This is a genomic window from Candidatus Pantoea symbiotica, from assembly GCF_056491525.1.
This window is the reverse complement of the sequence record NZ_JBSZHR010000003.1, coordinates 140,808-154,939: the sequence shown is the minus strand read 5'-3', so window position 1 is coordinate 154,939 and position 14,132 is coordinate 140,808. Positions and strand designations below refer to the sequence as shown.

Genomic DNA, 14,132 nt, shown 5'->3' with positions numbered 1-14,132 from the left:
TTACAACAAACATAACGACATGAATTAAATAAACAAAGACCCACTCACTAAACGAAATATAAATTGTTTTGCGCGATAAAATAAATGCAATTACTAAATTCATGTAAATAATGACGTTTACATGTTGCCCGACTGGGTATATTTAATGCAAAACTAAAAGCGGAAGCCTGAATACCAGGCGTAAATGGAGAGTGTAATATGAAAAAAATGATGCTTGCTGTCGCGATGTTTGCTACCACATTGATTTTACCTGTAATTTCTCAAGCGCAGGATGATTTTCCGGTTGAAATTTCTTACAAGGAAACAAAGGGGGGAAACTGGGAGCATATTGGTGACATCTCCTTTACCAACCAAAGAAGAACTTCTGAAGAAGTGCTTGAGTCAATCAGAATTGAAGCGCAAAAACGTGGCGCCGTTGGGTATTATGTAACTCGCCTTCAAATGATGAATAATGGTTTCTGGAGTGCGAATGCAGCCATTTATTCGCCGAGAAATAATATGGCGAAAAATAATTAGGGATGATGTGTAATGGGATTATTCAAATCACTCTTTGCGGGCATTGCAAGTGGGCACCATGGCGGACATGGACATCATCATCACAAGGGTAGTGATTCCAGCAGATATTCACCCTCTGCTAATGAATCCCTGACGATACCTTGCCCATATTGCCAATACCAATGCAATAAAGACGATCGCTTTTGCGGAAAGTGTGGTGGAGAAACCAATGCCATCTGCCCCAACTGCAACAATGTGATTTCACCGGTGGCGACATTCTGCAATAGGTGCGGATTGCAGAAGCGCAAAGGTTAACTGATATTCATTGAGCTATAAGATAAAAAGACTAGCGAGCAAGAGTCTGGTCTTTTTATTTATTAAGGGTGAGATAAGCGTAATGGGCAGGATGAGCCATCCTGCCCTTACTATCAAATAAACGACCAAATCAGCCAGGTCAGCGCAAAACCACTTAATCCCATGATCGTGGTTAGTACCGTCCAGGTTTTCAAGCCATCTGCAACCGACAAGCCGAGATAGCGCGTGACCACCCAGAAGCCGGAATCATTGACATGCGACAAGCCCAGCGCACCGAAGCATGCTGCCAGCGCGACCAATACCAGCTGCATGTCACCCAGCCCGGCGGCAGCGGTGCTTAACAAGCCGCAGGTGGTGACGATGGCAACGGTGGCGGAGCCCTGTGAGGCGCGCAGCGCTAATGAAAGGATAAATGCGGCTGGAATGAGCGGCAGATTAATGGTTTGCAGCGAACCCGCCAGCGCTTTACCGACGCCAGATTCAACCAGCACGCGGCCAAATGCACCGCCCGCGCCGGATACCAAAATTACGCCTGCCGCAGTTGAAATGGCGTTATTCGATAGGCTTTCCAGTTTGTCTTTCGTCCAGCCACGGCGAATACCCAGCAACCATGCTGCTAACGCCACAGTCACCAGCAAAGCAATGCCTGGCGAGCCGAGCAAGGTTAAGGTGTTCAGTAACACACTATCTGGGGTTAAGTATGGCGGTAGCAGCGTGCCCAAGGTAATCAGGAAAATAGGCAGAACGATCAAGCCAGAGATCACCCATGCGCCCGGCACATTTTGTTTTTCCTCGCTGGATAATGTCTTCTCGCTGCTTTCCGTTAATTGCAGCTGCTCCAGCACCTGAACTGACAACGCGTAATTTTTGCGATTAATCGCTTTGGCCGCGAAGTAGCCAACCACACCGACGGGAATAGAAAGCGCAATGCCCAGCAGCATCAACCAACCCAAATCCGCATTCAGTAGCGCAGCGGCCGCCGCTGGGCCTGGATGGGTTGGCACGGTGACATGTACCATCAACATCATGCCGGCCATCGGTAAACCGAACTTCAGCGTTGATACCCGCAGCACCTTGGTGAAACCGTAAATCAGCGGTACCACAATGATAAAGCCAACATCAAAGAACACCGGCAAGCCAAGGATGAAGGCGACCGTGGTCAATGCCGCCACCATGCGCTGTGGTCCGCACAGCTTCGCGAAGCGATTGGCCAGCGCATCCGCACCGCCTGATGCTTCAATAATCGCTCCGAGTATCGCGCCCAGAACAATAATCAGCGCGATGTTACCGAGCAAACCGCCCATGCCGCCGAGAATCACCTTCATGATCTCGCCGTTAGGAATTCCGGTGGTTATCGCCACAAACAAGCTGGAAACCAGCAGAGCAATAAAGGGATGAACTTTTGCTTTTATCACCAGAAGTAACAGCAAAATCACGCTTGCCAGCGCGATGGTTAACAACAACGTCGTAGACATCAGTAAGACCTCTAATAATTTTTTTCAGCAGGTAAAAATGGTGTTGGCGCAATGTGAAGCTAAAAACGACTCATCCCAACGGGATATGAATCTTTCATTGGGTTACTTTTTATCTATCGATGAACCCAAACCGTTTTCAAACATGTAGGTCAGTAACACTCGCAACCCTCCTTGTTAAATTACGTTAATATTTGTTTGTTAGTGTGAATCCTGACATCTTTGTTGTTAAATAAACGTGTCAGGCTTCACAAAACCCACCGTAAAGCGCTTGAAATAACAATTCTTCACATTACCTTTCATATCTCTACAAACCCGCACAGCCGCACGCTGCAACGCCTAACCCAAAGGGGTGAGTTTGGATTTGCACGATGGCGAGGGTGAAGGTTCTTAAGCATGTGAAAATATGTTAAAGCGCAGATGGGAGATGATGAGTGTTGATAGCGGAGCGCAAGAAGTGAAAAAAAAATCCCCGGCGATAATCACGCCAGGGATGGGGAAGAAGGATATGTTTTGTACTAAGCGCCCGCGCCAGATTGCGGTGCCGCGGGGATGCGTTTCCCCTTCAGCATATTTCGCAGTGCCGGTTCGGCATATTTGGTGATTAGGAAAGCGATGTAGTACAGCACTGTGGCCACCACGATAGGCATCAGCAGCATGACAACTTCACTTTTGATATAAAAGTTAAGTTTAATCAGCGTGGCGATCATCAGGTTTTCGTGAATCAGATAAAATGCGTAACTGGCAAATCCAACAGCAGTCAGGAAGCGTATCGAAAGCCAGCGCTCCATCTGCTTTGAGTAGAAACTGGCGACAAAGAACAACATCACTATCAGCAACGGAATTACGGTTATCGCGCCAGCATTCTTCACGAAATAGCTCAAGTTTATCAGCATCGCCAGCACCACAATCGCGTAATGGAACAGTTTATCGCGGCCGTGCATACGTTCATAAACCAGGCAGCCGACCATAAACCAGGAATAATGAATAAAACCAAACTTAGAAATAATATCGATGAGCAGCGGATGGCCGAGCGATTTTAATACCGACGAAGCAGATAACAGCAGCATTGGCACCAGCAAAGCAGGCAAACAATATTTCCGGCCCAGGGTAAAGTAGACGGCGCCAATAATCAGATAGAAAACTGCTTCGACATACAGCGACCAGAACGATCCCGCCATCGATTTAAATTCAATGCCGGTTAATTGCGTCAGGGTTTCCGGATTGGTAAATATCAAGCCAGGCAGCAGATTCCTGACGTAAGGCGTCATCGCTGACCATTCCGGGAAGAAACCGCCCACCGCGAACAGCAGCATGCTGGCGATAAACATGGCGGGAAACAGGCGCAGCCAGCGCTTCTTCAGGAAGCTGACATAACTCTGCGATTTATCCAGCGTCATAAAAATGACAAATCCCGAGATCATGAAAAACAGTTCTACGCCGAGCCAGCCAAAGCTGAAAAGTGGGATATGTTGTGTTTGCGCGACATAAGGCAATAATTCCGGCCATCGTGCGTAAGCGTGGTAACCGATAACTAACAGGATCGCCAGGCCGCGCATACCATCAAGGTGCGTTATACGTGCGTGCATAATTCCCTCAGGAAAGATGACTGGAAGAGTAAAGTCAAATTAGCACTGACAGAGTTTTACAATCAATCAGGCTAATTCTGATTAACGCAGATTAAAATAAGAGTCTCTTTAAAAAAACAAAGCCACTCATTAATGGAGAAATAAAAAGATTCCCATAAAATATCAGTAACTAAATTAATGGAATCAGAAACCAAAACTTTCCATTACAGATTGTAATGCGGTCCCGGCCCGACAGATTCACGCACAATTAATTCACCGGCAAAGGTTTTGTCATTGCGCATTTCGCCGCCATCGAGCATAGAAATCAGGCGTTCAATGGTTTCCTGAATCATCTCGGTGACCGGCATTTTCACACTGGATAATGCTGGAATGGTAAACGGCGCCAACGGGATATCATCGAACCCAATCACCGCCACTTGAGCAGGCACCGCAATCTGCGCGGCCGCCAGCGCTTTTAACGCGCCTACCGCCATATCATCGTTGCTGGCCACCAGCGCCGTGAAATTCCTGCCCTGCTTCAGCAACTGTTCCACCGCTGTCATGCCGTTTTGCGCCTGCCATTTTCCTTCGACCACCAGCGCATCATTAATTGGAATGCCATGTTTGGTCAGTGCTGCCTGGTAGCCCGCCAAACGTTCGCGCCCGGTCGGCGAATCCAGCGAACCGGTGATAAAGGCAATATCGCGATGACCCAGCGCAATCAGCTGCTCCACCGCAGCGCTACTGCTGTGCTGCTGATCGGAGTAGATGCAGTAACTGTCGTGCTGCCGCAGACGGCGGTTAATCACCAATATCGGGTGTTTGTGCTGCGCGATGATGCTGTCCATTTCATCGGTGCTGAGAAAACGCGGATAGATGATCACGCCATCGCAACGCAAATCAAGCAGGAACTGAATGGCCGCGCGCTCCTCTTCGGCGCTGTGTTTACCATCCACCAGCAGCAGCTGACGGCCTTGCTGTTCCATCAGGCGCGCGGAGTGCTGCATCAACTCGGTGAAGTAGCTGCCGGTATACAGGGTGTTGGTGATCACCAGCCCAATCGTCTGGCTGGATTTGGTCGCCAGGTTACGCGCCAGCAAGTTGGGGCGGAAATCGGTGGCGGCAATCGCCTGATAAACCTTCTCGCGTTTTTCCTGACTGACATAACCATTGCCAGACAACACGCGCGAAACGGTTGCTTTTGATACGCCGGCTACTTTTGCCACCTCGATTATGGTCGCCATGTTTCACTCTTTTTCCATGCTCATCGCATCAGTGTACCTAAGCGACGAAATGTACGGCAATTTTTCTGCCATCGCGCCATAAGTGCCCTTTCACCTTCAGCGATCAACTTCACACTTTCAATCATTGAATTTTAAATCTCTTGCCTGGTTTACATCACATCTTCATGATTTTGTGAAACCGGTTTCTCATGATTAAAAATCACGCAGAAAACCGCTGTACCTCTACCAAATAATCAGAGATCAAAAATCCATGGCTAAAAATTATGCGGACGTCTCGCGCGCCATCGTGGCTGCGCTCGGCGGCCTGAACAATATCGAAGCGGTGACGCATTGCATGACGCGCCTGCGTTTCGTGGTGAAAGACAGCGCGCACATTGATAACGCCGTGCTGAAAGCCATTCCCGGTGTGATGGGCGTGGTGCATACCGATACGCAATGTCAGGTGATCATTGGCAACAACGTGAACCTCGCCTATCAGGAAGTGTTGAAGCTCGGCACACCGAACAGCGATGGCGCGGCGCCAGTGAAACGCAAAATCACCCTGCGCAGCATCGGTGCCGGGATTCTGGATGCGCTGGTGGGCACCATGTCGCCGCTGATCCCGGCGATCATTGGTGGCTCGATGGTGAAGCTGCTGGCGATGATGCTGGAGATGAGCGGCGTGCTGGAGAAAGGCTCTTCCACACTGATCATCCTCAACGTGATTGGTGACGGCGCGTTCTTCTTCCTGCCGATTATGGTGGCCGCCTCCGCCGCGCTGAAATTCAAAACCAACATGTCGCTGGCGATTGCCATTGCGGGCGTGCTGGTGCATCCCAACTTTGTCGATTTGATGGCGAAAGCGGCGCAAGGCCAGGCGGTGGAATTTGCCTACATTCCAGTGACGGCGGTGAAATACACCTACACGGTGATTCCGGCGTTAGTGATGACGTGGATCCTGTCGCACATCGAATACTGGATCGATCGCATCACGCCGGCGGTTACCAAGAACTTCCTTAAGCCGATGCTGATTGTGCTGGTGGCTGCGCCGATCGCCATTGTGCTGATCGGTCCGCTCGGCATCTGGATCGGTAGTGGTATTTCAGCGCTGGTTTACACCATTCACGGCTATCTTGGCTGGTTGTCGGTGGCGATCATGGGCGCGCTGTGGCCGCTGCTTGTGATGACCGGCATGCATCGCGTGTTTACCCCAACCATCATTCAAACCATCGCCGAAACCGGCAAAGAAGGCATGGTGATGCCGTCGGAAATCGGCGCCAATCTGTCGCTGGGCGGTTCCTCGCTGGCGGTAGCATTCAAAACCAAAAACCCTGAATTGCGTCAAACCGCGTTTGCGGCGGCGGCATCGGCGATTGTCGCGGGCATCTCTGAACCGGCGCTGTATGGCGTAGCGGTCAGGTTGAAACGCCCACTGATCGCCAGCCTGATCAGCGGCTTTATCTGCGGCGCGGTGGCCGGGATTGGTGGACTCGCCAGCCATTCGATGGCCTCGCCCGGCTTGTTCACCAGCGTGCAGTTTTTCGATCCCACCAATCCCATGAGCATCGTGTGGGTCGGCGGCGTGATGGTGCTGTCGGTGGTGCTCTCCTTCATTCTTACGTTGATTCTGGGCTTTGAAGATATTCCGGTCACCGAGCCCGCGCAGGCTAAGCCGGTAACGGATGAGGCCAAACCCACCAACGTTAATTTATCCAAGGTGTAAAAGAGGTTTTTATGTCTGAAGTGACATTTCCAGAGGGATTTTTGTGGGGCGGCGCGTTAGCTGCCAATCAGTCAGAGGGGAGCTATCTGGCGGGCGGTAAAGGCTTGACCACGGTGGATATGATCCCGCACGGCGCGCATCGCATGCCGGTAAAGCTGGGTCAGGAGAAGCGCTTCGCGCTGCGCAGTGATGAATATTATCCAAGCCATGACGCCATCGATTTTTACCGTCGCTACAAAGACGATATCGCGCTGATGGCGGAAATGGGCTTCACCGTGTTTCGCACCTCGATTGCCTGGAGCCGTATTTATCCGCGGGGCGATGAATTGACGCCCAACGCAGAAGGCATCGCCTTCTATCGCAGCCTGTTTGAAGAGTGCCAGAAATATGGCATCACGCCGCTGGTGACGCTGTGCCACTTCGATGTGCCAATGCATTTGGTGACCGAATACGGTTCGTGGCGCAATCGCAAAATGATCGAATTTTTCAGCCGCTACGCGCGTACCTGCTTTGAAGAATTCAACGGTCTGGTGAAGTATTGGCTGACCTTTAACGAGATCAATATCCTACTGCACAGCCCGTTTTCCGGCGCAGGTTTGGTGTTCGAACCGGGCGAAAACCCGGAGCAAGTGAAGTATCAGGCGGCGCATCATGAGCTGGTGGCAAGCGCGCTGGTGACTAAAATCGCCCATGAAATCAACCCGGAAAACCAGGTTGGCTGCATGCTGGCGGGCGGCAACTTCTATCCGTGGTCGTGCAAGCCGGAAGACGTGTGGGCGGCGCTGGAGAAGGATCGCGAAAACCTGTTCTTTATCGATGTGCAGGCGCGCGGCGCTTACCCTTCCTATGCCGCGCGGGTGTTCCGCGAAAAAGGCGTGGAGATTGCGATGGAAGCGGAAGATGCCGCCACGCTACGTCACACCGTCGATTTCGTCTCCTTCAGCTATTACGCTTCACGCTGCGCCTCGGCAGAGATGAACGAGCAAAACAGCAGCGCCGCCAACGTGGTGAAATCGCTGACCAATCCGCATGTCAAACGCAGCGATTGGGGCTGGGGCATCGATCCGCTCGGCCTGCGCATCACCATGAACATGATGTATGACCGCTACCAAAAACCGCTGTTCCTGGTGGAAAACGGGCTCGGCGCGCACGATGAAATCAACGCCGACGGCGAGATTCACGATGATTACCGTATCAGCTATCTGAAAGAGCATATTCAGGCGATGGGCGAAGCGATTGCCGATGGTATTCCGCTGATCGGTTATACCACGTGGGGCTGCATTGATTTGGTGGCGGCATCGACTGGCGAGATGAGTAAGCGCTACGGATTTGTTTATGTCGATCGTGATGATAAAGGCAACGGCAGCCTTGAACGCATCCGCAAGAAATCGTTCTGGTGGTACAAGCAAGTGATCGCCAGCAACGGGCGGAATCTGGACGCGATTTAAATAGGTGGTCGCCATGAATGGCGACCCTACTAAGTGCGGCGCGGCGTTGCGGTTGGCCACGCTTGTTGCGGGAACAGATAGAGCCGAATACTGAACAGATGGAACAGCGGCGTTAGCACCCTTTCGTCGCGTTTCGCCAGTTGTTCCAGCTTCAGCAGCAGCAAATCCAGCTCCTCCTGCAAATCCGCATGCGGCGGCGTTTGCAGAGACTTTAGGCGGCGCTTGAGAAACAGCGCCAGCTCATGAAACATCTGACCGCTATCCAGCTGATATTGCTGTAGTAACTCCTTGTGGCGCGCGTAATAGTCAAAGCTGTTAACGCCCAGCCACACTTCCTTGAGCAACATGCCAGCCGAACGCATATCGGGATGCGGATCGAGGCGTAAACGCGGCAACACCACGTTCACTTTATCCAGCATCAGGCTGATAAAGCGTTGACGTCCCAGCAGTGACGAACCGTTTCGTTCCGTCTCTTTAATAAAGCGCAGCAGCTCGCGCAGACCTTGCCGCACGGCGCGGCGCGCGGTCCATGATGGTCGCTTATTGCGCATGATGGCGGTGATGATTACCGCAAACATTACGCCCGCCATGGTGGCAATCGCGTTGTTGATCAGCAGCACCAGATCGGGTTTTAAATGGTGGCCAAGGCCAATAAAGCCGGGGATCTGAATCGCCACGCTCAGGCCAATCATGTTGGTGGAGGGACGCGCAATCATCAGCGCCAGCAACATCAGGCCGGGCGCGAGGCAAATCATCAGGGCTTCAAACGAGGTGGCTTGCGGGATCAAAAGCGCCACGTAAATCACGCTGATAATGATCGCCACGATCACGCCACGCACAAACAGCTTCATCGACGTCAGCGGCGTATCCTGGCTGGCAAGCAATGAGCAGAGGATTGCCGCCATCACCGGCGCCGATGCGCCATCACGCCAACCCGTTCCCATCCACAACAAGCAGGAACCAAAGGTGGCACAGAACGCGGTTAATGCCGACAGCCGGATTAATCCTTTATCGAAAAAGCGGTGCGTGCGTTTGCCGCGCGCCAGTGTGGTGTCGCCCGAGAGATCGCTCACCAATCCGCCGACGCTTTGATAGGCACCCGCAATGCGCACGAAATCCGCCAGCCGCTCCATTAATCCGGTAAACAGCAGCCAGTTTTCGGTGGGCAATTCGCCATTTTGCCAGGCGAGATTAATTTCAGCCTGGCAATCACTCAACGTCTGTTGAATGCCGCTGGTTTCCCCTACCGCTTCACCGTCGTTGAGCCACTGCAGAAACAGCTGAAAGGTTTGCGCCACATTTTCCGGAAAGGCGATTTGCAGTGTCGAGAGCCGCTGCAGGCGCATCTCGATGGCCGTTAACGTTGGGATTAAGTAAGAAAGATGTTGGTACTGCACGCTCACCAGCCGAATCAGTCGCCGCGCAGCATCACCTTCATAGACGCAATGAGTGATCAGCACTTCTACCTGCTGCGGATGGGTCGCCATGCGGATCAGAATGTCGTCACGCTCGGGCGAACTGTCGCTTGGAATACCGGAAAGCAGATCGCTGCACAGTTTGCGCGCGTTGAGATACCAGTGGCTGACGCTCTGCTCCAGCAGGCTGCGCATCGACACCGGAAACAGCAGCGCGTGCACCAGGCTGCTGCAGACGATGCCGAGTGTGATCTCTTCTATCCGGGAAATCACCGTGCTGGTGATCGACAACGGCGTGGTGACTTCCGGAAAACCCATGATCGCCGCGCTGTAACCGGCCAGCATAAACACGTAACTTTTCGGCGTGCGGTCGTGCAGCGACAGATAAAGGCAAACGCTGACCCACAGCGAAATGCAGAAACAGAACAGCAGCGGATGCTGCACGGTTGGCGGAAAAATAAAGAAAACGAACACGCCACCTAATAAGGTGCCCAGCAAGCGGAACACCGATTTGGAAATGGTTGAGGCGGAATAGAGCTGTGACGCGAGCAAAACCGTGGTCACCGCCCAGGCCGGTTTATCCAGGTTCAATTCGAGTGCGAAATAGAGTGCCAGAAAGGCGGCCAGACAGGTTTTTACAGCAAAAAAAACGGCGTTTTTTGAAAACCACTGCATGACACGGTGACCAGGATGTACTGAATGTTGCGTATCCTGCCAGAATGTGAAAAAGCCTCACCTCGATAAATATGTCGAATTGTTTCGTAATCGAAAACCATGTTCATCGCGCGGTTTGTACGTGGCTGGGAAGTGTAAGTTCTGCTAATGGAAACGCACGGTAAAGATGCGCTTTTGTTGCTAATTTACTCATCATCAGCGTTTTGAGCCGCTTTAACGCACATTAGTTATCAGGTCGATAAATGTGTGCTGGATCACATTTTCGCGAAATGCGCCCTTTTTGGCCGTTTATCCATAAAATAATTTCGCGCATCGACAGGTACTAATATCACTGGGATTTTCTCAGGGTGTGCATTTATGCATGCAAGGTCGCCATGAATGGCGACCCTACGGGGGACATGTGTACTTTTTTAACCGCAGCGATGGTAATATTTGCGCGCTGAATAATGCGAAGAACTTTCGGGAACGCAGTATGTTACGTAAACATCAAATTCATCGGGAAGCCGACGTGCTGCTTTCCCTGCTCCACATTTGCAAAATCGTCATTATGGCCCTTTTTCTGCTGCTGTTTATTTCTCGCTCAGCAATCGCTGAAATAAAAGACGATAAAGCTAATCGCATTGTCAGCGGCATTATTAGTTTTACCCATTGGCCGGGATTAACCCGCGCGCCTCAGCTTTGCGTATTTTCTTCTGCACAGCATCTTTCGCTGCCACAAAATAAAGTGCCCTCAGCGGTACCGTTCAGCGTGGTTTATCTTGCCAGCGAGAGCGAACTAACGACGCAACAGTGCGATGCGGTCTATTTTGGCGATCAGACACCAGAACAACAGTTAGAACTGTTAAATCACTTCAAGGGTAAAGCGGTATTAACCCTTGCAGAGAACAATGCGGAATGTACCGTCGGGGCGGCTTTCTGCCTGATTTTTAAATCAGATCACACGCTGTTCTCAGTCAACCTTGATTCGCTTGCCAGGAGCGGCGTCAAGGTGAGTCCGGACGTGCTGTTGCTGTCCCGCAATGGAAGCAAATAAGATGAAATTAGAAAATTCAATCAACGATAAATCATCGATTCGCAACAAGTTACGCAAGATCAGCACCATTAATTCGGCGGTTATTTTATTGCTGTGCTGGCTGTTGCTCTCGTCAACTTCCCTGCTGTTTATTAAAAGCTATGAGAAAAGAAACCTCGAATTAATTGCCGCCACGCTCAGTACCACGCTGACCGCCGCCACGGTTTTTGAAGACAGCTACGACGCGCATAATAAAATCGCGCGTCTCGGCAATGAAGGTATGTTTGATTCGGCGAAATTAGTGACTGACGATCAAACCGTTTTAGTGGACTGGCATGATCAACAGGAACAAACCGGCTGGTATCCGCGTTTATTACGTGAGTGGATTTATCTCAAACCGTTTAGCGTTAATATTATCCACTCTGAAACCAATGTCGGTACGCTGACGCTGGAAGGTACGGTGACCGGCGCGGCTGATTTCATTCGTTATTCGCTGATGATTCTGACCAGCGGCATGCTATGTGTATTAATCATTTCATTCCTGCTGAGTGAGTTTCTCCATCGCGGCATTCTCGCCTCGCTGCGCAACATCACCAGCTCGATTCACTATGTGATCCATTCCGGTGATTTTTCCTTACGTATTCCGGAGAGTCCAACGCGCGAGTTTCAGCTGTTTTCAAATGACCTCAACTCGTTGCTGACCGAGATGCAGACGCTGCAGGCTTCTCTGATGCGCGATAACCGCACGCTGGCGGCTAAAGCGCTGGAAGATCCTTTAACCGGCCTCGCCAATCGCGCCGCCTTTGTGGCGCGCTTAACACAGTTGCTCGATCAGCAATTGGCGAAAGAGCGCTTCGTTTTGCTGTTTCTCGATGGCGATCGCTTTAAAAGCATCAACGATAATTGGGGCCATGCGGCCGGTGATGAGGTGCTGAAAGCCATTGGTTCACGGCTTTCGACATTGGCTTATAAGCAGGATCTGGTCGCCCGATTAGGCGGCGATGAGTTTGCCATGCTGATAAGCAGCCGCGCCAGCGACGCACAACTGCAGTTGTTGATGCAGGATATTAGCGAATCGATCAGCCAGAAAATCATTATTGCGGAAGGCACACCGATTTCTACTTCGGTGACCATTGGTTACGCCTGGTCGCAGCACGGTGATACCGTTGAGTCGATTCTGGAACGCGCAGATATGAACATGTACAAAAACAAGGGAATGAGTAAGGTGCGGATATGAAGATGAAAATTTTCCTGATGGTGTGTGTGTTAGCGCTGGTCGGTTGCCAGACAAAGGGACGTTTCAGTGACGAGCAGATTGCGGCAATGCGCAATGCCGGATTCAGCCAAAATACTGAAGGCTGGGGATTAGGCTTGTCGGACAAAATCCTGTTTGGCGTCAATGAAGCGCAACTCACTCCCGCCAGCAAAGAGAATATTCAGTCGATGGCGAAAAATCTGGCGGCGACCGGTATTAACCATGTGCGTATCGATGGTCATACCGATAATTACGGCAAAGCGGATTACAACCAGCAACTCTCATTGAAAAGAGCCAACGCCGTCGCAACACAATGGGCAACAGGCGCCGCGATTCCGCGCGAAAATATTATTACGCGCGGATTAGGCATGAGCGCACCGATTGCCAGCAATAACAACGCGCAGGACCGCGCACAAAATCGCCGCGTGGCGATTGTGATTACGGCGCCGTGATAATCTGGCGCGCAATCGCATAATCATAAAGGCGGTCGCGCGCTAAATTCTTCATCTTCACTTCGCACATAATATCGAAGGCGTTAAACGACAGCGCCCAATCATTTAAGCTTTGATTAAAGTAATAATCGGCATGGGCGCGAAGTTTGCTTTTCGATACCGCCAAATCCTGCTGGTCCGGAAAACCGTAATCGGGAATCAGACCTTCCTGCGCAATTGAATAGTGCAAAACTGGCCTTACTCCGCGCCACGATTCTTTGATTAGCGCGATGCGCGTATCGTCTGCCTGAATATAGTGATTCTCTTTCACCCAATGATGGTGAATATCCAACACCACCGGACACAGCTCACGCGCCTGCAACACATCGTCCAGTGAACAGGATATTTCATCATTCTCCACCGTTAGCATATTGCGCGCTTCAGGACTCAGCCGCAGAAATGCAGCGCGAAATCCCTCGAAACCCTTTTTACCGTTCATATGGATATTGATTTTGAAATCCTGAAACTGGCGGCCATAACCCATTAATACCGCGCAGGTGGTGTGATACTCCACGTCTTCAATTGCACGATCGACCACACCATCGTTATCGGATGCCAGCACCGTATATTGGCCGGGATGGAATGACAGGCGGATATTATTGGCACGCGCCAGCTCGCCACAACGACGAAATAACGGCGTGAGGTCGGACAATAATTCACCATATAGCTGCGTTGCTTCCGGCACGGTATACAGCGGCAATAGATCGCTGCCGATGCGCATCATGCGCAGCGCTTCCGGCTGAGTGACAAGCTGTTCGAGCGTGAGAAGGAGATTGTGCAGATTGTTTTGCGCCAGCTGGTTCAGCAGCGTGATGCGTGAATCATCGTCAAGGCCGAGAAAGCGCGTGCGCGTGGTGCTTTTGAAGGGATACGGCTGTTTAGCCTGTTGATCCAGATACTTACAAGCAAAGCCTAATTTCATTTCATCCCCCATTTAATCAGCCTGATAGTGTAGCTGTGATTGGAGAATGTGCACGGGCCAAAGCCAGGAATGAAGCATTTACGAGCGATATGAGAAGGTCGCCATGAATGGCGACCCT

General features: G+C 51.2%; 12 protein-coding genes. 7 read left to right on the top strand and 5 right to left on the bottom strand.

What is annotated here, in order from left to right:
- Nucleotides 1-198 precede the first annotated feature (198 nt).
- On the top strand, nucleotides 199-516 hold the full coding sequence (locus tag ACXIZX_RS21495; RefSeq protein ID WP_479404969.1) for a YdgH/BhsA/McbA family protein: 318 nt from the start codon (nucleotides 199-201) through the stop codon (nucleotides 514-516).
- Nucleotides 517-528: 12 nt separating this feature from the next.
- Entirely contained in the window at nucleotides 529-810 is a 282-nt protein-coding gene (locus ACXIZX_RS21490) for a double zinc ribbon domain-containing protein (RefSeq protein WP_479404968.1), read from the top strand.
- A 113-nt stretch (nucleotides 811-923) separates the two neighbouring features.
- Here the strand turns inward: ACXIZX_RS21490 and ACXIZX_RS21485 are convergent, their stop codons facing one another.
- From ACXIZX_RS21485 to ACXIZX_RS21475, 3 genes are all read right to left on the bottom strand, one after another.
- Nucleotides 924-2,285 (bottom strand): GntP family transporter, encoded by a 1,362-nt coding sequence (locus ACXIZX_RS21485; RefSeq protein WP_479404967.1) that lies wholly within the window; start codon nucleotides 2,283-2,285, stop codon nucleotides 924-926.
- Nucleotides 2,286-2,800: 515 nt separating this feature from the next.
- Complete coding sequence (locus ACXIZX_RS21480) at nucleotides 2,801-3,871, bottom strand: acyltransferase family protein (RefSeq protein ID WP_479404966.1); 1,071 nt, start codon at nucleotides 3,869-3,871, stop codon at nucleotides 2,801-2,803.
- Nucleotides 3,872-4,074: 203 nt separating this feature from the next.
- Nucleotides 4,075-5,094, bottom strand: a complete 1,020-nt coding sequence (locus ACXIZX_RS21475) for a LacI family DNA-binding transcriptional regulator (protein WP_061719223.1) — start codon at nucleotides 5,092-5,094, stop codon at nucleotides 4,075-4,077.
- A 250-nt stretch (nucleotides 5,095-5,344) separates the two neighbouring features.
- On the opposite strand from ACXIZX_RS21475, the gene ascF reads away from it, so the two are divergent.
- Complete coding sequence (gene ascF / locus ACXIZX_RS21470) at nucleotides 5,345-6,796, top strand: PTS cellobiose/arbutin/salicin transporter subunit IIBC (RefSeq protein WP_479404965.1); 1,452 nt, start codon at nucleotides 5,345-5,347, stop codon at nucleotides 6,794-6,796.
- A gap of 11 nt (nucleotides 6,797-6,807) precedes the next feature.
- Nucleotides 6,808-8,244, top strand: a complete 1,437-nt coding sequence (locus ACXIZX_RS21465) for a 6-phospho-beta-glucosidase (protein WP_179452996.1) — start codon at nucleotides 6,808-6,810, stop codon at nucleotides 8,242-8,244.
- 29 nt (nucleotides 8,245-8,273) lie between these two features.
- Here the strand turns inward: ACXIZX_RS21465 and ACXIZX_RS21460 are convergent, their stop codons facing one another.
- On the bottom strand, nucleotides 8,274-10,334 hold the full coding sequence (locus ACXIZX_RS21460; RefSeq protein WP_179452995.1) for an FUSC family protein: 2,061 nt from the start codon (nucleotides 10,332-10,334) through the stop codon (nucleotides 8,274-8,276).
- 472 nt (nucleotides 10,335-10,806) lie between these two features.
- Between ACXIZX_RS21460 and yfiR the strand changes: the two genes are divergently transcribed.
- Genes yfiR through yfiB form a run of 3 tightly spaced genes read left to right on the top strand, consistent with a single transcriptional unit; the run spans nucleotide 10,807 to nucleotide 13,053 of the window.
- A complete protein-coding gene (yfiR, locus tag ACXIZX_RS21455; RefSeq protein WP_179452994.1) occupies nucleotides 10,807-11,367 on the top strand; it encodes a regulatory sequestration protein YfiR in 561 nt (186 codons plus the stop codon).
- Between the two features lies 1 nt (nucleotide 11,368).
- A complete protein-coding gene (dgcN, locus tag ACXIZX_RS21450) occupies nucleotides 11,369-12,583 on the top strand; it encodes a diguanylate cyclase DgcN/YfiN (RefSeq protein ID WP_008106879.1) in 1,215 nt (404 codons plus the stop codon).
- Entirely contained in the window at nucleotides 12,580-13,053 is a 474-nt protein-coding gene (gene yfiB / locus ACXIZX_RS21445; protein ID WP_179452993.1) for an outer membrane lipoprotein YfiB, read from the top strand. Before dgcN ends, yfiB begins: the two co-directional genes overlap by 4 nt.
- Here the strand turns inward: yfiB and uvsE are convergent.
- Entirely contained in the window at nucleotides 13,040-14,014 is a 975-nt protein-coding gene (gene uvsE / locus ACXIZX_RS21440) for a UV DNA damage repair endonuclease UvsE (protein ID WP_479404964.1), read from the bottom strand. The two genes, yfiB and uvsE, sit on opposite strands and share 14 nt — an antisense overlap.
- Between the last annotated feature and the right edge of the window lie 118 nt (nucleotides 14,015-14,132).